The sequence below is a fragment of the Phytopseudomonas dryadis genome (assembly GCF_004327355.1).
GTDB classification, from domain to species: Bacteria; Pseudomonadota; Gammaproteobacteria; order Pseudomonadales; family Pseudomonadaceae; genus Aquipseudomonas; species Aquipseudomonas dryadis.
In genome coordinates this window covers 1-19263 of record NZ_QJUM01000024.1, presented here as the reverse complement: position 1 = coordinate 19263, position 19263 = coordinate 1, and the positions used below count along the sequence as shown (strand labels likewise).

The 19263-nt window shown below is 66.0% G+C and carries 16 protein-coding genes and 1 pseudogene; 3 read left to right on the top strand and 14 right to left on the bottom strand.

What is annotated here, in order from left to right; genetic code table 11:
• Positions 1-26: 26 nt before the first annotated feature.
• The 9 genes from DNK34_RS18800 to DNK34_RS18760 all read right to left on the bottom strand — a co-directional run bounded on the left by DNK34_RS18800 (position 27) and on the right by DNK34_RS18760 (position 9979).
• Positions 27-344, bottom strand: coding sequence for a DUF2388 domain-containing protein (locus DNK34_RS18800; protein WP_131177380.1), 318 nt, complete (start codon positions 342-344; stop codon positions 27-29).
• Between the two features lie 242 nt (positions 345-586).
• Positions 587-799, bottom strand: coding sequence for a DUF1127 domain-containing protein (locus tag DNK34_RS18795; protein WP_131177379.1), 213 nt, complete (start codon positions 797-799; stop codon positions 587-589).
• A gap of 528 nt (positions 800-1327) precedes the next feature.
• Positions 1328-2776 carry an NAD(P)(+) transhydrogenase (Re/Si-specific) subunit beta gene (locus DNK34_RS18790; protein ID WP_131177378.1) on the bottom strand — a complete coding sequence of 483 codons (1449 nt, stop codon included), beginning with the start codon at positions 2774-2776 and terminating at the stop codon, positions 1328-1330.
• A gap of 1 nt (position 2777) precedes the next feature.
• Positions 2778-3107, bottom strand: a complete 330-nt coding sequence (locus DNK34_RS18785) for an NAD(P) transhydrogenase subunit alpha part 2 (protein ID WP_131177377.1) — start codon at positions 3105-3107, stop codon at positions 2778-2780.
• 53 nt (positions 3108-3160) lie between these two features.
• Positions 3161-4279 (bottom strand): Re/Si-specific NAD(P)(+) transhydrogenase subunit alpha, encoded by a 1119-nt coding sequence (locus DNK34_RS18780; protein ID WP_131177376.1) that lies wholly within the window; start codon positions 4277-4279, stop codon positions 3161-3163.
• A gap of 537 nt (positions 4280-4816) precedes the next feature.
• Positions 4817-5188, bottom strand: coding sequence for a hypothetical protein (locus tag DNK34_RS18775; protein WP_131177375.1), 372 nt, complete (start codon positions 5186-5188; stop codon positions 4817-4819).
• A gap of 40 nt (positions 5189-5228) precedes the next feature.
• The gene (locus DNK34_RS18770; protein ID WP_131177374.1) at positions 5229-6038 is read right to left on the bottom strand and encodes a putative RNA methyltransferase; all 810 of its coding nucleotides are present in this window, start codon (positions 6036-6038) and stop codon (positions 5229-5231) included.
• Positions 6038-7180, bottom strand: coding sequence for a succinyl-diaminopimelate desuccinylase (dapE, locus tag DNK34_RS18765; RefSeq protein WP_131177373.1), 1143 nt, complete (start codon positions 7178-7180; stop codon positions 6038-6040). Before dapE ends, DNK34_RS18770 begins: the two co-directional genes overlap by 1 nt.
• A gap of 198 nt (positions 7181-7378) precedes the next feature.
• Complete coding sequence (locus DNK34_RS18760) at positions 7379-9979, bottom strand: glycosyltransferase (RefSeq protein WP_131177372.1); 2601 nt, start codon at positions 9977-9979, stop codon at positions 7379-7381.
• 278 nt (positions 9980-10257) lie between these two features.
• Here DNK34_RS18760 and tcdA point away from each other — a divergent pair, with 278 nt between their 5' ends.
• Both tcdA and DNK34_RS18750 read left to right on the top strand, forming a co-directional pair.
• A complete protein-coding gene (gene tcdA / locus DNK34_RS18755) occupies positions 10258-11064 on the top strand; it encodes a tRNA cyclic N6-threonylcarbamoyladenosine(37) synthase TcdA (protein WP_131177371.1) in 807 nt (268 codons plus the stop codon).
• 84 nt (positions 11065-11148) lie between these two features.
• Positions 11149-12321: an alpha/beta hydrolase gene (locus DNK34_RS18750; protein ID WP_131177370.1), complete on the top strand. Its 1173-nt coding sequence runs from the start codon at positions 11149-11151 to the stop codon at positions 12319-12321.
• A gap of 461 nt (positions 12322-12782) precedes the next feature.
• On the opposite strand, the pseudogene DNK34_RS25755 reads toward DNK34_RS18750, so the two are convergent.
• From DNK34_RS25755 to DNK34_RS18725, 5 genes and pseudogenes are all read right to left on the bottom strand, one after another.
• Positions 12783-12908, bottom strand: a pseudogene (locus tag DNK34_RS25755) (IS110 family transposase); the annotation flags it as partial.
• A gap of 292 nt (positions 12909-13200) precedes the next feature.
• Entirely contained in the window at positions 13201-13605 is a 405-nt protein-coding gene (locus DNK34_RS18740) for a SufE family protein (RefSeq protein ID WP_131177369.1), read from the bottom strand.
• Positions 13602-14807 carry an aminotransferase class V-fold PLP-dependent enzyme gene (locus tag DNK34_RS18735; protein ID WP_131177368.1) on the bottom strand — a complete coding sequence of 402 codons (1206 nt, stop codon included), beginning with the start codon at positions 14805-14807 and terminating at the stop codon, positions 13602-13604. The genes DNK34_RS18740 and DNK34_RS18735 overlap by 4 nt, the downstream gene beginning before the upstream one ends.
• Positions 14808-14903: 96 nt before the next feature.
• Positions 14904-15938, bottom strand: coding sequence for a 2,3,4,5-tetrahydropyridine-2,6-dicarboxylate N-succinyltransferase (gene dapD, locus DNK34_RS18730; RefSeq protein ID WP_131177367.1), 1035 nt, complete (start codon positions 15936-15938; stop codon positions 14904-14906).
• A 39-nt stretch (positions 15939-15977) separates the two neighbouring features.
• Positions 15978-16325, bottom strand: a complete 348-nt coding sequence (locus DNK34_RS18725; RefSeq protein ID WP_131177366.1) for an ArsC family reductase — start codon at positions 16323-16325, stop codon at positions 15978-15980.
• An 895-nt stretch (positions 16326-17220) separates the two neighbouring features.
• Here DNK34_RS18725 and DNK34_RS18720 point away from each other — a divergent pair.
• Positions 17221-18861 carry a Na+/H+ antiporter gene (locus DNK34_RS18720; protein WP_131177365.1) on the top strand — a complete coding sequence of 547 codons (1641 nt, stop codon included), beginning with the start codon at positions 17221-17223 and terminating at the stop codon, positions 18859-18861.
• The last annotated feature ends 402 nt before the right edge of the window (positions 18862-19263 follow it).

The window sequence follows — 19263 nt, the reverse complement described above, 5'->3', positions numbered from 1 at the left end:
CCGCTGCGAGGGGCGATTGCGGCCGTTCAGCGCGCCAGGATGGCCAGCGCCAGTTGCCGGTCATCCGCGATGAGCTGCGGCGCACGCTGGCGGATGTGCCGCAGGGCCGCCTCCAGGCGAGCGCCACGGATGTCGCCGTGGCTGGCGACGAAACTGGCGGCGTCGTCACGGGCGGCCTGCACCACCTTGTTGTCGACCAGGGACGAGGTGGCGTCGGAGGTCGCATCGACGGTGGCGGCCAGGGCGTCGACCAGGGTGTCGGTGGTGACCACCAGGCTGCTGGCCGAGGCGGCGCCGGTGAAGCTGAGCAGGCTGAAAAGCGCGAGTGTGCGTGCGGGATTCATGGGATGACTCTTCGCGGGTCGAAAAGCGCTCATTCTAACCGCTGACGCCGGTGTGTAGATGCTCGGCCGGAAAAAGACCTGCACAGTTTGTGTCGGTTGTCATGTGGGGCGGCACGGCGCGCTTGGCTGGCGCCGGAGCGGTTCGCCGGGGCGGCATGGAAAAGCGCCCTGCGGAAACGACAAAACCCCGCTGGCGCTGCATGCCGGCGGGGTTTTGCGGGAGATCTTCGATGCTGTTGCAATCAACGCCAGAACGGCTTGCTCAGCTCGGCGAAGCGCTGGCTTTCGCTGATCCCGGCATCGGAGAGCAGGCGGCTGTCCAGACGGGCCAGTTGGCGACGGCTGACGATGCGGCGCTGCCACAGAAGCAGGGTGGCGAAAATGCTCAGCGGCAGGTCGCTGGCAGGTTTGGAGGCGTTGTCGGCAAGCAGATCGGAACTGAGGGTACGTTCCATGGTGTGCATCCTTCCGCTTTTGGCGGGGTTGGGTAGGGTTCTGGTGATCATGTTGCGCTTTGCGCCGGGTCGGCAGTAGTCACAGCTGCATGAAATTAGCAGGGTATTAGATAGGATGCTTTGTAACTGTTTCGTATTTTTTTAAGATAACTGTACCGGTCATTGGTGATTTGCCGTGTTCAATGCTTTTGGGTAGTTCTTTTCACTGCAGAATGTCGTTAGGACAGTGTTTATCTATAGGTACAGTTGCGGATTGATCGCGATTTCAGGCTGACTCGATGATCAACTTTTTTCTTTTCAGGGCCTGTTGCGCGGGTATCTGTACCCGCCTGGCGTAAACGCTTGCCAGGCATGAAAAAACCGCCCGCATGGGCAATGCCGGTCAGTGAAGCGTTTGGCCGGCAAAACGGCGGTTTGCCCTGGTCCCGTGGGAGCCGCGACCCGCGGCGAATAGCGGCCACGCCACGGATTATGCGGGATGGCCGCAATCGCATCGCGCCGGGGTCGACGCGCCTACGGCGGCGGTAGTCAGTCCACGGCCTTGACCATGTCCTCGATGACCTTCTTGGCATCGCCGAAGACCATCATGGTCTTGTCCAGGTAGAACAGTTCGTTGTCCAGGCCGGCATAGCCGGTCGACATGGAACGCTTGTTGACGATCACCGTCTTGGCCTTGTACGCCTCGAGGATCGGCATGCCGGCGATCGGCGACTTGGGATCGTTCTTCGCCGCCGGGTTGACCACGTCGTTGGCGCCGAGCACCAGCACCACGTCGGCCTGGCCGAATTCGGCGTTGATGTCCTCCATCTCGAACACCTGCTCGTAGGGCACCTCGGCCTCGGCCAGCAACACGTTCATGTGCCCCGGCATGCGCCCGGCGACCGGATGGATCGCATATTTCACGGTCACCCCCCGGTGGCTCAGCTTCTCGGTCAGTTCCATCAGCGCATGCTGGGCGCGGGCCACCGCCAGGCCGTAGCCGGGCACGATGATCACGCTGTCGGCGTTGCTCAGCAGGAACGCGGCGTCGTCGGCCGAGCCGGATTTGACCGGGCGTTGTTCCTGGCTGCCCGTGGCCGGGCCGGCATCCGTCGCGCCGCCGAAGCCGCCGAGGATGACGTTGAAGAACGAGCGGTTCATCGCCTTGCACATGATGTAGGAGAGGATCGCGCCGCTGGAACCGACCAGCGAACCGGCGATGATCAGCATCGAGTTGTTCAGCGAGAAGCCGATGCCCGCCGCCGCCCAGCCCGAGTAGCTGTTGAGCATGGACACCACCACCGGCATATCGGCGCCGCCGATGGGGATGATGATCAGCACGCCGATGATGAAGGCCAGGGCCACCAGCGCGGCGAACGCGGTCAGGTTGCCGGTGAAGGTGAACATCAGGCCCAGGCCGACGATCGCCAAGCCGACCGCCAGGTTGATCAGGTGCTGGCCGGCGAACTGTACCGGCGCGCCCTGGAACAGGCGGAACTTCCGCCCAAATACGAGCCGGCCAGACAGTTTTCCGAAGGCGATCACCGAGCCGGAGAAGGTGATGGCGCCGATGGCCGCGCCGAGGAACAGTTCCAGGCGGTTGCCATGGGGGATCGGATCGCTGATGGCGGCGACGATGCCCAGCGATTGCGGTTCGACCACGGCGGCGATGGCGATGAACACCGCGGCCAGGCCGATCATGCTGTGCATGAAGGCGACCAGTTCGGGCATCTTGGTCATCTCGACGCGCTTGGCCATGATCGAACCGGCGCTGCCACCGACCAGCAGGCCGACGATCACGTAGCCGATGCCCTGTAGCGCCAGCTCGCTGCCGAGCTTGTGGATCAGACCCAGGGTGGTGAGCACGGCGATGCTCATGCCGAGCATGCCGAAGGCATTGCCGCGTCGCGAGGTGGTCGGGTGCGACAAGCCCTTGAGCGCCTGGATGAAGCACACCGAAGCGACCAGGTAGAGGAGGGTGATCAGGTTCATGCTCATCTCAGTGGCTCTCTTCCTGGGTGGCAGCCACCTGGGCTTTCGGGGCTTTCTTCTTGAACATTTCCAGCATGCGCCGGGTGACCAGGAAGCCCCCGAAGACGTTGACCGCCGCCAGGGCCACGGCCAGGGTGCCCATGGTCTTGCCCAGCGGGGTGACGGTCAGCGCGGCGGCGAGCATGGCGCCGACGATGACGATCGCGGAGATCGCGTTGGTCACGGCCATCAGCGGGGTGTGCAGGGCGGGGGTGACGTTCCATACCACGTGGTAGCCGACATAGATGGCCAGCACGAAGATGATCAGGTTGTAGATGCCGTCGGCAATCAGATCCATCGGAGTGATCCTTTTCTAAGAGTGGTTTGCCCGCTCCGCGGGAGAGGGGGCCGTCATGGGTTGACGCGCACGAGCTCGCCGTTGTGGCACATCAGGCAGGCGGCGACGATGTCGTCTTCCAGGTCGAGGTGGAAGGCGCCGTCCCTGATCACCAGCTTGAGGAAGTCGAGCAGGTTGCGCGCATACAGGGCCGAGGCGTCGGCGGCGGCCAGCGCCGGCAGGTTGCCGTGGCCGACCAAGGTCACGCCGTGCCTGACCACCACCTTGTCCAGCTCGGTCAGCGGGCAGTTGCCGCCCTGGCTGGCGGCCAGGTCGATGACCACCGAGCCGGGCTTCATCTCGGCGACGGTGGCCTCGTGCAGCAGCGTCGGCGCCTTGCGCCCGGGAATCAGTGCGGTGGTGATGACGATGTCGGCCTGCCTGGCGCGCTCGTGCACGGCCCTGGCCTGGCGTTCCATCCACGAGGCCGGCATGGGCCGCGCATAACCGCCGACGCCTTCGGCGCATTCGCGCTCCTCGTCGGTCTCGAACGGTACGTCGACGAACTTGGCGCCGAGGGATTCGATCTGCTCCTTCACCGCCGGGCGCACGTCGGAGGCCTCGATCACCGCGCCCAGGCGTCTGGCCGTGGCGATCGCCTGCAGGCCGGCCACGCCGGCGCCGAGGATCAGCACACGGGCGGCTTTCACGGTGCCGGCGGCGGTCATCAGCATGGGCATAAAGCGCGGGTAGTGGTGGGCCGCCAGCAGCACCGCCTTGTAGCCGGCGATATTGGCCTGGGAGGACAGCACGTCCAGGCTCTGGGCGCGCGAGGTGCGCGGCGCGGCCTCCAGGGCGAAGGCGGTGACGCCCCGGGCGTTCAGGCGGGAAAGGGTGTCGTTGCTGAACGGATCGAGCATGCCGACCAGCACGGCGCCGGCCCTGATCTGCGCCAGTTCGCTTTCGTTCGGTGCGACGACCTTGAGTACCAGGTCGGCGGCGAACGCCGCAGCGGCATCGCCGATGCTGGCGCCAGCGGCCTCGTAGGCGCTGTCGGGAATGCTGGCGCCGGCGCCGGCTCCGCTCTGTACGGTGACCTGATGGCCCTGGCCGATCAGCTTCTTGATGGTTTCCGGCGTCGCGGCAACCCGCGTCTCGCCTGCATGGGTTTCGAGGGGAACACCAATGTGCACGCTTGCATCTCCTGCGATCGTTGCAGATTCGCCCGAGGGCGACGGAGGTACGGCATCGACTAAAGTCGATAGTCCGCATTCTGCAAAGGAAGCCGATCAGTAATCAATATTCATGGAGTGTTTATTTTCCATGACTACAAGTTATAGGAGATATTGTTATTTTTCATGCGGAATTATTCGGATAAAAAATCATATCTTGTCGATAAGATCCGAGAAAATAGAGCTATAGAGAATAAATTTCTGAAAATAGGATAGCTTGCTATCGAGTGGTGTGCGGCGCAGTGTCGCACCGTTCGATATCGTTTACAGGGCATTGAACGGGTATTCGGCAAGGGTTCTTGCTGTTTTTGTAGCGTGGTTGACTCGATGCTACAAATTGCCTGGCTGGGATTGCCCGGCTTCTGGGGGGGGCGTCGGCGCGATGGTGCCTGAACCTGGGTATCGTTTCGCTCAACGCCAGGCTACGGGATGGAGGTGCTTGCTCAACCCGTAGCCCGGGTTGAGCGAAACGATACGGGGAGAAAGCGCATGCTCCTGTCAGCCCGTGCGCCAGGTGATTTCCTCGACGCCATCGGCGCTGATGCGCAGCCACTGGTCGGCCTGCTCGTCGCTTTCCTCTTCCTGCCAGCTACCCGGTGCGCAGCGGACTTCCACGGCCAGTGCGGCGAAGGCGGCCCGGGCGCAGGCGAGGTCGTCGGCCCAGGGGGTGGCGTCGCTCTCCAGGTACAGGCTGTGCCATTTGCCCACGGCTTTCGGCAGCCAGGTCACCGGCACCTCGCCGGCCCGGCACTTGAAGGTCTGGCCCTTCTGCTGCCAGGGGCTGCAGGGGCCTAGCGCCTCGCTCAGCCAGGTGGCGATCGCCTGGTGATCGGCATCCTTCAGGTAGATCTCGATATCCGGTTGGCGCATGGTCATCCTCGTTGGGCAGGTCAACAGACTCTGGGGGCGTTCAAGACGCGTCACGCTCGATCCAATCGTAGCGGATGGCCACGGTCACTTCGAAGGGGTCGGCAATGACCGCGGCGCGGCGTTCGGCACTGGCGCGCCAGCCGTGGGGCGTCATCGCCAGCAGGTCGGCGCGCGCCTGCGGGCTGTCGAGCTGCAGGGCGAAGCTCAGGGTTTCGCTGTGGGCCAGGCGCATGCCCGGCGGGATCAGCTCGAGGTGTTTCTGGTCGTCATAGTCGCGTACTTCGTCGTAGAGCTTCTGGCGCAACTGCATCAGGTGGTCACGGGTTGGCCCCATGCGCAGCAGGCCGCCGCCGGGGGCAAGCAGGCGCCTGGCCTCCTGCCAGTCCAGCGGGCTGAACACGCTGGCCAGCAACTGGCAACTGGCGTCCGCCAGGGGCACGCGGGCCATGCTGGCGACCAGCCAGTCGAGTTGCGGTGCGCGCTTGCAGGCGCGTTTCACCGCCTCGCGGGAGATGTCCAGGGCATAGCCTTCGGCAGCGGGCAGCGCCTCGGCGATCCGTGCGCTGTAATAACCCTCGCCGCAACCGATATCCAGCCAGCGCTGCGGCCCGTAGCCAGCCGCCAGTTCCGCCAGCCGGGCGGCCAGCGGCGCATAGTGACCGCCATCGAGAAAGCGCCGGCGGGCCTCGACCATGGCGGCATTGTCGCCGGGCTCGCGGCTGTTCTTGTGCTGCACCGGCAGCAGGTTCAGATAGCCCTGGCGGGCGCGGTCGAAGCGGTGCCTGGCCGGGCAGACGACGCCGTTGTCGACGGCCTGCAGCGGCGCCTGGCAGATCGGGCAGGTCAGCATCAGGCGAGCAGCTTGACCAGGGTCTGGTAGTAGATCTCGGTGAGCACGTCGAGGTCGCTGGCGAGGATGCGCTCGTTGATCTGGTGGATGGTGGCGTTGACCGGACCGAGTTCGACCACCTGGGTACCGAGGGTGGCGATGAAACGGCCATCGGAGGTGCCGCCGCTGGTGCTCGGGCTGGTCTCGCGGCCGGTCACCGAGCGGATGCTGGCGCTCACCGCGTCGAGCAGGGCGCCGGGCTCGGTGAGGAACGGCAGGCCCGACAGCGCCCAGTCGATGTGGTAATCCAGGCCGTGCTTGTCGCAGATGGCGTTGACCCGTCGCTGCAGGCCTTCGACCGTGGACTCGGTGGAGAAACGGAAGTTGAACACCGCCGTCAGCTCCCCCGGAACCACGTTGCTGGCGCCGGTGCCGGCGTTGAGGTTGGACACCTGGAAGCTGGTCGGCGGGAAGAAGGCGTTGCCGTCGTCCCAGTGCTCGGCGGCCAGTTCGGCCAGGGCCGGGGCGGCGAGGTGAATCGGGTTCCTGGCCAGGTGCGGATAGGCGACATGGCCCTGGATGCCGCGCACGGTCAGGGTCGCGCCGAGGGAGCCGCGACGGCCGTTCTTCACCACGTCGCCCACCAGCGAGGTGCTCGAGGGTTCACCGACGATGCACCAGTCCAGGCGCTCGTTGCGCGCGGCGAGGCGCTCGACCACGGCCTTGGTGCCGTGGTGTGCCGGGCCTTCTTCGTCGCTGGTGATGAGGAAGGCGATGCGCCCCTGGTGGTTCGGGTGATCGGCGACGAAGCGTTCGACGGCGACGATCATTGCCGCCAGGCTGCCTTTCATGTCCGCCGCGCCACGCCCGCAGAGCATGCCTTGTTCGTCGATCAGCGCCTCGAACGGCTGGTGCTGCCAGGCCTGCAGCGGCCCGGTGGGCACCACGTCGGTATGCCCGGCGAAGCACAGCACCGGGCCGTCGCGGTCGCCATGGCTGGCCCAGAAATTCTCCACCTCCTCGATGCGCATCGGCTCGATGACGAAGCCCAGCGCGGCCAGCCGGCGCATCATCAGCTCCTGGCAGCCTTCGTCCACAGGCGTGACGGACGGGCGACGGATCAGGTCGCAGGCGAGCTCGAGGGTGGGGGACAGGGCCGTCATGGGGAACTCCGGTAAAGCGTTTCGGGGCGGGAAAGGGCGCATAGCTTAAAGCAAAACGCGCTTGCCTCGTAGGCGTTCGGTCGTCATTGCCCCCGGTGGAACGGCTCCCGGCTATCGCTTCGCTCCACCCGGGCTACGCCTCGCATCGGTAGCCTGGCGTTGAGCGAAGCGATACCCAGGGCAGGGCGCGAACTATGCTCAGGCCTTCTCCGCCTCGCTCTGCACCACCGGGATTTCCAGTGGCTTGGGCTGCGACGACAGCAGGGCCATGATCAGCGCGGCCAGGTAGGGCAAGGACTGCACCAGCAGCATGGTCACCCAGAACTTGACGTCGGCGCTGGGCATGCCCTGGACGATGCCGATGCCGATGGCTGCGCCCCACAGCAGGAGCATGATGAACACCTCTTCGCGGGCTTCCGCCAGGGCCACCATCAGGCCGTGGCTGGCGCGCATCTTCGGCGTGCGGAAGAACGGGATGGTCTTGGTGAAGGCGCCATACAGCACCGCCTTGGCGATGGTGTGCGACAGCGCCAGGCCGGCGATAGCGGCACAGAAGGCATCCTTCAGGTCGACGCCCACCGCGCGCCGGTAGAGGAAGACGATCTTGCCGACCTTGAACAGGAACAGGGCCAGGGGCGGGATGGCGAAGATCAGCAGCGGCGGGTCGACCCGTTGCGGCACGATGATCATCGCCGCCGACCAGAGCAGGGCGCCGGCGGTGAAGAAGATGTTCAGGCCGTCGGCGATCCACGGCAGCCAGCCGGCGATGAAGTGATAGCGCTGGCCGCGCTTGAGTTCGCTGCCCTGGCCGCTGAACAGGCTGCGGGCATGGCCCTTCATGATCTGGATGGCGCCATAGGCCCAGCGGAAGCGCTGCTTCTTGTAATCGATGAAGGTGTCGGGCATCAGGCCCTTGCCGAAACTGTCGTAGGCGTAGGCCGCGGCGTAGCCCTTCTCGAACACGCGCAGGCCCAGCTCGGCGTCTTCGCAGATGGTCCAGTCGGCCCACTTCAGCTCGTCCATGACGCTGCGGCGGATCATGGTCATGGTGCCGTGCTGGATGATCGCGTTGCGGTCGTTGCGGGTCACCATGCCGATATGGAAAAAGCCCTTGTACTCGGCGTAGCAGAGTTTCTTGAAGGTGCTTTCCTCGCCGTCGCGGTAGTCCTGGGGCGATTGCACCACGGCGATCGAGGGGTCGGAGAAGTGCGGCACCATGTACTTGAGCCAGTTGCGGTCGACGCAGTAGTCCGAATCGATCACCGCCACCACTTCGGCGTCCGCCGCGGTGTGCGGCAGGATGTAGTTCAGTGCGCCGCCCTTGAAGCCATGCAGCGGCGCGACATGGAAGAAGCGGAAGCGCGGGCCGAGCTGTTCGCAGTAGTCGCGCACCGGCTCCCACACCGCCGGGTCCTGGGTGTTGTTGTCGATGATCAGGACTTCGAAATCCGGGTAGTCGAGGTTGGCCAGGGCGTCGAGGGTCTGTTTGACCATTTCCGGTGGCTCGTTATAGCACGGCACGTGGATCGAGACCTTGGGCCGGCACGGGCTGTCGCCGGGGATCGGGGTGAAGGGGCGGCGGCGTTGCTGCGTCCACACCGTCTCGGCCAGTTCGTGGGCTTCGGTGAGCAGCACGATGAACACGCCGATGGCGCCGATCCCGAGCAACAGGCCCACCAGCAGGCTGAACCAGGTGCTGTACTGCTGGCTGTAGTCGTAGCCGATCCACACCAGGGCCGAGCCGCCGGCGAAGGCGACGAAGGTGAGGAAGGTGCGCCCGCGCTGGCGCAGGGCGCTGCCGTCGATCAGCAGCAGGGCCAGGGAGAGCAGGGCCATGACCACCGAGGCGACCGCCAGCAGGCGCCACTGGGGAATGGCCACCACCGGACCGGTGAAATTGAACTTGGGCTGCCGGTCGAGGTTGTACACGCCCCAGTAGGCGCCCACCGAGCCTTCGTCGCTGGCTTTCCAGGGCTGGTCGAAGGCCTCGATGACGAAATAGTTGTAGCCCTGGGCATTGAGCGTGGTCACCAGGGTGCGCAGGTAGATGGCCTGGTCGGCCTGGCTGGCGTCGGCGCCGCCGCGCATGCGGCCGTTGCTCGGCCAGCCGACTTCCGAGAGCAGCAGCGGCTTCTTCGGAAACAGTTTCTTCAGGTCGCGGGCGCGGTCGAGGACGAACTGGGTGGCGTCCTCCATGCGCACGAATTCCCAGTAGGGCAGCACGTGGGCGGCGATCAGGTCGGCGTGATCGGCCAGTTCCGGGTACTCCTGCCAGATGTGCCACTGTTCCGAGGTGGTCACCGGCACCTTCACCGCCGCGCGTACGCGATCCATGTAGGCCGTCAGTTGCCGGGTGGTGACCTCGCGGCGGAACAGCGCCTCGTTGCCGACCACCACGCGCACCACGCTGCGTGAATCGTTGGCGATCTCGATGGCCTTGGCGATCTCGCGCTCGTTGCGCGTTTCGTCGGGGCCGATCCAGATGCCCAGGGTCACGCGCAGGCCGAATTCCTCGGCCAGGCGCGGCACGTTTTCCAGGGCGCCATCGACCGAATAGGTGCGGATGCTGTCGGTCTGTTTCGCCAGCAGTTCCAGGTCCGCGCGGATCTCGGCCTCGCTGGGGTAGGTCCCGGTCTGCGGGTTCTGGCCCTGGCGGAACGGCGAGAAGGAATAGCCGGACACCTGCTCGGGCCAGTCGGGGGCCGTCACCGGGCGGTTGTAGAGCGCCCAGATACCGGTGAACAGCGCGGCAATGGCGAGGAACACGATGAGATTGAGGCCGAACTTGCGGGAAAGCATGCGGTTTCAGGTTCCGGAAGGTGGAACGGGGAAGGGCCGACGAACGCTGGCTGGCGCGCATGCTACTCCGTCGTCGTTTGCCTGTATAGCATGGGCCCGAGCGCCCGTTTCGCCTGGGCTGCAGCGCTTCGTGAGAGGCCTTGCGGCGGGGCGCTGGCAACCTCGCCGGAGAGGCGCGATCCAGTGCATGCGCGCCGGGCAGCTTGTGTTCCGTCGCCGGCAGAGGGCTTGGGTCGGCGCCACGAGCTTCCTATAATGCGTGGTTTGGGGGAGTCGTCATGTCGTTCGATGAGCAACGTTTCGCGGGAATCGCCCGCCTGTATGGGCGCGAGGGCGCCGAGCGCCTGGCCGCCGCCCATGTGGCGGTGGTCGGTGTCGGCGGCGTGGGCTCCTGGGCCGCCGAGGCGCTGGCGCGCTCCGGCGTGGGCGAAATCTCCCTGTTCGACCTGGACGATGTCTGCGTCAGCAACACCAACCGCCAGGCCCATGCCCTGCAGGGCCAGGTCGGCCGGGCCAAGGTCGAGGTGATGGCCGAGCGGCTGCGGGCGATCAATCCGGCGTGCGTGGTGCACCCGGTGGCGGATTTCGTCACCCGCGACAGCATGGCCGAGTACATCACCGTGCAGCTCGATGGGCTGATCGACTGCATCGACAGCGTCGCGGCCAAGGCGGCGCTGATCGCCTGGTGCAAGCGCCGCAAGATCCAGATCGTCACCACCGGCGGCGCCGGTGGGCAGATCGACCCGACGCAGATCCAGGTCGCCGATCTGAACAAGACCTTCAACGATCCGCTGGCCGCCAAGGTGCGCTCCACCCTGCGCCGCGACTACCAGTTCTCGCGCACGCCGGGGCGCCACTACAGCGTGCCCTGTGTGTTCTCCAGCGAACAGCTGCGCTACCCGACCGCCGAGGGCGGCGTGTGCCAGAGCAAGGCATTCGTCGGCGAAGGGGTCAGGCTGGACTGTGCCGGTGGTTTCGGTGCGGTGATGATGGTCACCGCGACCTTCGGCATGGTCGCCGCGGCGCGCATCGTCGACAAGCTGGTGGCCGGCGCCCGGCGGCCATCCGAGCGGCCGCTGGCCTGATCCTTTACCTTTTCATTACCTGGCGCTGACCGTCGCCGGCCCGATGGCTTGCTAGCATCCCGGTTCGTTTCCGAGGATGACTGCATGATCTTGCGACCTTTGCCCTGGCTGGCGGCAGCCCTGCTGCTGAGCGCCTGCGCCCAGCACCCTGAGGCGCCCGCTTCGCCCGACAGCCGTATCGATCAGTTCATGGCCGGTGCCTATCAGCCGCTGCGCGTGCCAGTACAGGGCTGGCATGCCGAGTGGACGCTTGATGGCGAGGTGCTGGAGGTGGACTGGCTGGCACCGCAGACGGGCAGTGCACTGCCGGTGATCCTCTATCTGCCCGGTCTGGGGGAAGGCAGCGGCGCCGCCGAACCCTGGCGGCGGGCCTGGGCCGAGGCGGGCTATGCCGTGCTGGCGGTGCAGCCGCAGCGTCACGGTCGTGGCATCTATGCCAGCCAGGAAGCCCAGGCCGGGGTCTTCCACGCCATCGCCCAGCGTGCCTACGCGGACGAGGCGTTGCAGCGGCGGCTACGGCAGCTCGGGCAGGTGCTGCAGGAAGCACGCCAGCGCGCTGAGGCCGGTGACGGCGATTTCGCCCGCATCGACTGGACGCGCCAGGCGGTGGCGGGCTTCGACCTGGGTACCCAGACGGCGACCGCGCTGCTCGACGGCCAGCACGGCTGGACACCGCGCGCGGCGATCCTGCTCAGCCCCTACGCGCCTGCGCCGGAGGTGGCGCAGCGCATCTCGATTCCGCTGTTGAGCGCCACCGGTCAAGCCGATGAGGATCCGTTCAACTGGGTGACACCCGCGCAGCGCCATCAATTGTTCTGGCAACACCTCGAGGCCGCCGGCAGCTACCAGTTGCTGCTGGACCGCATGAGCCATGCCCAGTTGGGCGGTGCTTTCGCCGCCGGCCCTGGCGGGGGTGGCAGGGCCGAAGGCGACAAACCGCGTGGGCGACCCGAGGGTGGTGGTGCGCCAGGCGGTTCCGCTGGCCCGGGGATGGGCGGCGGCCAGGCTGGAGCGGGTGGGCCAGGTGGTCCCGACGGGCGTCGCGGCGATGCGGGTGGCGACCGCGCCGGTTACGGGCGCGGCGGCGAAGCCGCAGTCGATCCACGCCAGGCCGCGGCACTGCGTGCGGTCAGCGTGGCCTTCCTCGATACCCATGTGCAGGCGAGCGGCGAGGCCCGTACCTGGCTGGAGTGGGACGCCAATCGCTGGCTGGCGCCAAGCGCCCGGCTGGAGGCGAAGAATCATACGCCGGAATAGAAGCCACAAGCTTCAAGCTTCAAGCCAGAAGCAAAAGCGTGAGCCGCTTTTAACCGCCGGCGGCGAGGTCGTAGATACCGTCTTGAACCTTAGCCTGCAAGAGCCCGCTCGCCGTCAGGGTTGGCCAGTAGGCGCGTCGACCCCGGCGCGATGCGATGGCGGCCACGCCGCAAAATCGCGGTATGGCCACGATTCGCCGCGAGGTCGCGGCTCCTACGCAAATGCGGCAACTTCTGCGCGCTTAGTGCTGAATTCCGTGTAGGGCGCATTAGCCGCAGGCGTAATCCGTCGAATGTCTCGACAGGCTACGCAATCACCATTGCCATGCTGCGAGGCGAACGACTTCGCCTTGCGTAGCCCGGGTCGAGCGCAGCGACACCCGGGAAAGCCCACCCTGGGTATCGCTGCGCTCAACGCCAGGCTACGGGGCAAGTCGTACCCTGCAGATACCGTCTTGAACCTCACTTCGCAAGGGCGAGTTCAGGGTTGAACGGCTTGCCAGATTTCAGCACCCCATAAGCGATGCACAGTAACTTGCGCATGGCCGCGCAGACGATCTGTTTGCCGGTCTTGCCTTTTGCCCGTAACCCCTCAGCCGGTTCGCTCGGGTACGGTATTTGATCTGCGCTGCGGTACTAGTGTCGCGACACAGATCAAATGTTGGTCGCGCGGTATCTGCGCGCAGCATGGTCACATTCGCGTAGGAGCCGCGCCCTCGCGGCGAATCGTGGCCATAGCGCAATTTATGCCGCATGGCCGCCATCGCCTCGCGCCGGGGTCGACGCGCCTACTGGCGAACCCTGATTCCGAATGGGCTCTTGCAGACCAGGGGTCAAGACGGTATCTACGGGAGTCCGACATTTCATGCTTGACACGACACTAGCCGGTGGCGAGCAACTGGCGCATCCGCTGCAGTACCGCGTTCATGCCATTGGCGCGTGACGGCGACAGTTGGCGCGACAGGCCGAGCTGGGCGAACCAGTCCGGCAAATCGAGGGTGGCCAGTTGCTCGGCGCTCAGGCCGTTGACCCGGGCCAGCAACACGGCGAGCAGGCCACGAATCAGGCGGGCATCGCTGCTGGCGCGAAAGTGCCAGGCGCCATCCCGTCGTTCGCCGACCAGCCAGACCTGGCTTTCGCAACCCGACACGCGATCGGCTTCGTGGCGGGCGTCCAGTGGTTCCAGGCGCTCGCCCCAGTGCATCAGCAGGCGCGCCCGCTGCTCCCAGCCGGGGCAGGCGGAGAACGCCTCGAGCGCCTCGCGGGCGCTGGCGGGGAGGTTCACCGAAGCAACTCCAGGCCCTTGTCCAGGGCGTCGAACAGGCGCTGCAGATCGGCCTCGTCGTTGTACAGGCCCAGGGATACGCGAATCGCCCCGCTGACCCCGAGGCGTTGCAACAGCGGCATCGCACAGTGATGCCCGGCGCGTACGGCGATGCCCTGCTCGCTCAGCAGGTGGGCGAGGTCGCCGCTGTGCACGCCCTCGACGGTGAAGCAGGCCAGAGCCGTCTGCGGTTCGCCGAGCAGGCGTACGCCCTCGCGGCGTTGCAGGCCGGCCAGCAGCAGCCGGTGCAGGGCGGCTTCATGGGCGCCAATTGCGCTGGCGTCCAGGCTGTCGAGGTAGGTCAGGGTCGCGCCAAGGACGATCACGCCGGACACCGCTGGCGTGCCGGCTTCCAGGCCCAGCGGCGCGCTACGCCAGGTCGCGGCGTGGTAATCCGCCTGCTGGACCATTTCGCCGCCGAATTGCCAGGGCCGCAGGTTCTGCAGGGCGCTGCGGTTGCCGTAGAGCAGGCCCACGCCATCGGGGCCGTACAGTTTGTGACTGGAGCAGGTGTAGAAGTCGCAGCCCAGCGCCTGCACGTCGTGACGGCCATGCACGGCGCCCTGGGCGCCATCCACCACGGTCAGGGCGCCCTGGGCGCGGGCCAGGGGGATCAGCCGATCCAGCGCCTGCCAGCGCCCCAGCACGTTGGACAACTGGCTTACCGCGAGCAGCCGGGTGCGCGGACCGATCAGTGTGCTCGCCTGTGCTACGTCGATATCACCCTGCCGGGTCAGCGGCAGGACCACCAGCTCGAGCCCCTTGCGCTGCGCCAGTTGCTGCCAGGGCAGCAGGTTGGCGTGGTGCTCGGCGGCGCTGACGACGATCTGCTCGCCCGCCGTGAACAGGTGTTCCAGGCCATAGGCGAGCAGGTTGAGGGATTCGGTGGCGCCACGGGTGAAGACGATTTCCTCGGCGCTGGCAGCGTTGAGCCAGCGTGCCGCCTGGTGCCGGGTCTCTTCGAAGGCGCGGGTCGCCCGCTCGCCGGGAACATGCTGAGCACGGTGCACATTGGCCGCGCCGTGGGCGTAGTAAGCCAGCAGGGCATCCAGCACCGCCTGGGGCTTCTGCGCGGTGGCGGCGCTGTCCAGATAGGTCTGGCCTTCGGCCGCGAGGGCCCGAATGCCGGGGAAATCGGCGCGCCAGGGAGAGATCAGTGACATGCAGCTGAACCGGTATGAGACCTGGCTGGAGGCTGGAGGCTGGACGAAAATGTTGCTTTCACGTTCAGCGTTCAGCCTCTAGCGCTTTTTCGGTGTTTAGTTGTGGGCGTGCAGGGCTTCGTTCAGCTCGATGGCCGACTTGTGGGTCTTGCACTCCACGGCGCCGCTCTGCGAGTTGCGGCGGAACAGCAGGTCGGCCTGGCCGGCCAGCTCGCGGGCCTTGACCACCTTGACCAGGCGGTCGTCGCTGTCGAGCAGCGCCACCTTGGTGCCGGCGGTCAGGTACAGGCCCGATTCCACGGTGTTGCGATCGCCCAACGGGATGCCGATACCGGCATTGGCGCCGATCAGGCAGCCTTCGCCCACGGAGATGACGATGTTGCCGCCACCGGAGAGGGTGCCCATGGTCGAGCAGCCGCCGCCGAGGTCCGAGCCCTTGCCGACGAACACCCCAGCCGAGACACGGCCTTCGATCATGCCGGGGCCGGCGGTACCGGCGTTGAAATTGACGAAACCTTCGTGCATGACCGTGGTGCCTTCACCGATATAGGCGCCCAGGCGGATGCGGGCGCTGTCGGCGATACGGACGCCGGCCGGCACCACGTAGTCGGTCATTTTCGGGAACTTGTCCACCGAGAAGACTTCCAGCAATTCGCCCTTGAGGCGCGCTTCCAGCTGGCGCTCGGCCAGTTCGGCCAGGTCCACCGCACCCTGGCTGGTCCAGGCGACGTTGGGCAACAGCGGGAAGATGCCGGCCAGGTTCAGGCCGTGCGGCTTGACCAGGCGGTGGGACAGCAGGTGCAGCTTGAGGTAGGCCTCGGGGGTGCTGGTCAGGGCGGCATCTTCGGCGAGGAAGGTGGCGACCAGGGGCTGGTGGCTCTCCGCCAGGCGGGTCAGCAGGGCGGCCTGGGCGGCGTCGAGCCCCTTGAGGGCTTCGGCCAGTTCGCCGGCCTGCTGGGTGGTGAAGGTGATGGCCTGGTTGCCGCCGTCGTAGCCGAGTTTTTCGGCGACCCTGGCCGCCAGTTCGGCGGACGGATGCAGCAGCGGTTGGGCGTAGAACACTTCCAGCCAGGTGTTCTGGCGGTTTTGCGTGCCGACACCGAAGGCCAGGCTGAACAGAGTGGTGGTCATGGTGTTTTCCTTGCAGCGAATTCGATGGGGATGACGGTATCAGGCCAGTTCGGCGGCGTAGCGCTCGGCTTTGAAGCCGACCAGGGTGCGATTGCCCAGATCCAGTACCGGCCGCTTGATCATCGATGGCTGGGCCAGCATCAGTTCGATGGCCTTGTGCTGGTCGAGATCGGCCTTCTGGGCATCGTCGAGCTTGCGAAAGGTGGTGCCGGCGCGGTTGAGGATGGTTTCCCAGCCGTGCTCGTCGCACCACCTGTCCAGGTTGCCGCGATCGATGCCGGCGGTCTTGTAGTCGTGGAAACGGTAGTCGACGCCCTGCTCGTCGAGCCAGGTGCGGGCTTTCTTCATGGTGTCGCAGGCCTTGATCCCGTACAGCACGTAACTCATTGATTCACTCCTGAAGGATCCGGCTGGCCGAATCCTCTCCCATATCCTGTGAAAGCCGAGGCGTGGATTATGCCACGTCGATCCATTTTGCGCGTTACGGTATAACGCGGTGATGCCTACCGGGCGCCGTGCCGTGCTTCGTCCTCTGCAACCGGCGTCCAGGGCGCTAGAATGGGCGAGCCACCGGAGGTCCTGTGGCGATGCCTTCCGCTTCCCTGCAGGAATGTCCCCGTCAGGCAGCTTCTCTACACCATCCTGGTCATGTTGCTGGTGGTGAGCGGTACCCGCATCACCGCCCGGTTCCTTCCCCTGCCGCTGCCGATCCTCATCGGCGCGCTGTGGGCTAGGTTCCCACCCGTCGAAAGCCTGTCCCTGGCGCCAAGGCGCCTATCAGGGAAAAGCACGAAGCGACCGAGGCCTGGTTCGCCAGAGGATCGAAGAGAAGCGCAGGAAGCGAGCGCTGCCCTGAAATCCACAGCATCGATTCCGCAAGGGCCGAGGTGCCGCCAGCCAGGAGCGCGCGGGCGAGCGCGATGGGTGCCGGGCGACGCGGGCGAGCCTGGAGCCCAGGGTTGGCGAGCAGAATGCGCGCGTGGCCCAACTGCGTCTGGAGTTGGAGCCAGAGGCCGAGGGCAGGCCGTGCTGATAGAGCGGGCTCCGGTCGGTGCTGATGCGTGTGCAGCGGCAGCGCAGGCGTTCGACGATGAGCTGAGACGGGAGCGCGGGCTATGAAGGCAACTGTTGTTCGGCCAACGTACGTGCGTGGGCAAGAAGTGGACTTTTCGTCCAGCCTTCCAGCCTCCAGCGCTTTTATCGAGGCCTGCTCTACGCACGCGTCCCGGAGCTGGCTAGAATGGGGCCCTCTCGCTTGTCCTCCAGTCGGTCGTTTGCGCCCATGCAGCTTCTCTACACCATCCTGATCATGTTGCTGGTGGTGAGCGGTACCCGCATCACTGCCCAGTTCATCCCCCTGCCGCTGCCGATCCTGCAGATCCTCATCGGCGCGCTGCTGGCGATCCCGGTGCTGGGGCTGCATGTGCGCCTCGATCCCGAGTTGTTCCTGCTGCTGTTCATCCCGCCACTGTTGTTCGTCGACGGCTGGCGCATGCCCAAGGGGCAGTTCCGCAAGCTGCGCACGCCGATCCTGTTGCTGGCTTTCGCCCTGGTGTTCTTCACCATTCTCGGGGCCGGTTATTTCATTCACTGGCTGCTGCCCCAGGTACCGCTGGCGGCCTGCTTCGCCCTCGCCGCGGTACTGTCGCCGACCGATGCGGTGGCCGTTTCCGCGATCGCCCATGGCCGCCTGCCGAGCACCCTGAACAATCTGTTGCAGGGCGAGGCGCTGATGAACGACGCCTCGGGCCTGGTGGCCTTCAAGTTCGCCGTGGCGGCGACCCTGACCGGGGTGTTCTCGCTGAGCGACGCCGGCCTGCAGTTCGTGCTGGTGGCCGTCGGCGGCCTGCTGGTGGGCATGAGCCTGAGCTACCTGCTGGGCCGGATGCGTGCCTGGATGATCGCCCGTGGCTGGGAAGAGCCGGCACCGCATGTACTGTTGATGCTGCTGTTGCCCTTCGCCGCCTATGTGGCGGCCGAAGACCTGGGCCTGTCGGGGATCCTGTCGGCGGTGGCCGCCGGCATGATGCAGAGCCGGCTCGACCTGCTGCCCCGGCAGACCACCACGCGCCTGCTCAATCGCAGCGTCTGGGCGATGCTGGAGTTCACCTTCAACGGCCTGATCTTCCTGCTCCTCGGCCTGCAGTTGCCGGACATCCTCAAGGCGGCCATGGGCGAGCAGGCGCACGCCTGGACCTTCGTCCTGTCGGCGCTGGCCTATGTGCTGGCCGTATACGCGGTACTGATGACGCTGCGCTTCGTCTGGGTATACGGCTACTGGCGCACGTCCGGCATGCTGCGCCGCTGGCGTGGCAAGCCGACCCGTTTCGCCGGGCAGTCGCGGCTGGCCCTGAGTGCGGTGCTGACCCTCGGCGGTGTACGCGGCGCAGTGACCCTGGCCGGTGTGATGTCGTTGCCACTGCTGCTCAACAGCGGCGAGGCCTTTCCCGAACGCGACCTGCTGATCCTGATCGCCGCCGGGGTGATCCTGCTGTCGCTGCTGGTCGCCAGCGTCGCCTTGCCGAAGATTCTGCCCCTGCTGCCGCAGGACAATGTGGCGCGCCACGAGGAGGAGCTCAACCGCCATCGCGCGCAGGTGCTGGAGTCCGCCATTCGCAGCCTGGAAGCCGAGGACGAGCGGGCCAGCGATACCGAGGGCGCCATCGCCATGGCCGAGATCAAGGCCAAGTTGATGAGCGAGTACCGCGACCTGCTCGAGCGCACCCGCACCCGCGGCGCGGAAACCTCGCGCGAACATCAGCGGCAGGCCGATCAGCTGGAATATCGCCTGCGCTTGCAGGCGCTGCGTACCCAGCGCCTGGAGCTGTACCGGATGCGCAAGGAGAACCAGCTGGACGACGACATGCTGGCGGAGATCCTGCGCGACCTGGACAACGCCGAGGCGCGCCTGCACAAGGGCTGAGCGATACCAAGGCGATAGCAGCCATAAGCCTCAAGCTTCAAGCTGCAAGTTAAAGGCGAGAGCAGACAGTGGGCGTGATGGCTTTCGTGGGAGGGGCCGGGCGGCGATCCGCTTTAGCCGCGATTGGGCCGTCAAGGGCGCGAAGAGCTCGCGGCTAAAGCCCCTTCCACGCAAACTGCAATGTCCGCTTATGCGGGGTTGGGGCAAGCCCAGGCGCTAGAGAATCCACACGACGAGGCCGTAGGATGGGTGCAACCCATCGACAATTGATGGGTTTCACCCATCCTATGTATGGACTCGCCTTTACCTGTCAACCCGCTTTGAACAGAGAAACCCGGTTGCATCTATGTATCAGGCCTCAGCAAGGGAGCATCAGGTGCTCCGGGCCACCATTGTTTGAGC

Coding starts and splice junctions, on each gene's coding strand:
- DNK34_RS18735 (WP_131177368.1), bottom strand. CDS start 14,807: ATGTCACTGATCTCTCCCTGGCGCGCCGATTTCCCCGGCATTCGGGCC.
- DNK34_RS18720 (WP_131177365.1), top strand. CDS start 17,221: ATGCAGCTTCTCTACACCATCCTGATCATGTTGCTGGTGGTGAGCGGT.
- DNK34_RS18785 (WP_131177377.1), bottom strand. CDS start 3,107: ATGGATCTGATTGCCGACGGCATCTACAACCTGATCATCTTCGTGCTG.
- dapD (WP_131177367.1), bottom strand. CDS start 15,938: ATGACCACCACTCTGTTCAGCCTGGCCTTCGGTGTCGGCACGCAAAAC.
- DNK34_RS18800 (WP_131177380.1), bottom strand. CDS start 344: ATGAATCCCGCACGCACACTCGCGCTTTTCAGCCTGCTCAGCTTCACC.
- DNK34_RS18790 (WP_131177378.1), bottom strand. CDS start 2,776: ATGAGCATGAACCTGATCACCCTCCTCTACCTGGTCGCTTCGGTGTGC.
- DNK34_RS18775 (WP_131177375.1), bottom strand. CDS start 5,188: ATGCGCCAACCGGATATCGAGATCTACCTGAAGGATGCCGATCACCAG.
- DNK34_RS18795 (WP_131177379.1), bottom strand. CDS start 799: ATGGAACGTACCCTCAGTTCCGATCTGCTTGCCGACAACGCCTCCAAA.
- dapE (WP_131177373.1), bottom strand. CDS start 7,180: ATGACGGCCCTGTCCCCCACCCTCGAGCTCGCCTGCGACCTGATCCGT.
- tcdA (WP_131177371.1), top strand. CDS start 10,258: ATGTCGTTCGATGAGCAACGTTTCGCGGGAATCGCCCGCCTGTATGGG.
- DNK34_RS18725 (WP_131177366.1), bottom strand. CDS start 16,325: ATGAGTTACGTGCTGTACGGGATCAAGGCCTGCGACACCATGAAGAAA.
- DNK34_RS18760 (WP_131177372.1), bottom strand. CDS start 9,979: ATGCTTTCCCGCAAGTTCGGCCTCAATCTCATCGTGTTCCTCGCCATT.
- DNK34_RS18770 (WP_131177374.1), bottom strand. CDS start 6,038: ATGCTGACCTGCCCGATCTGCCAGGCGCCGCTGCAGGCCGTCGACAAC.
- DNK34_RS18750 (WP_131177370.1), top strand. CDS start 11,149: ATGATCTTGCGACCTTTGCCCTGGCTGGCGGCAGCCCTGCTGCTGAGC.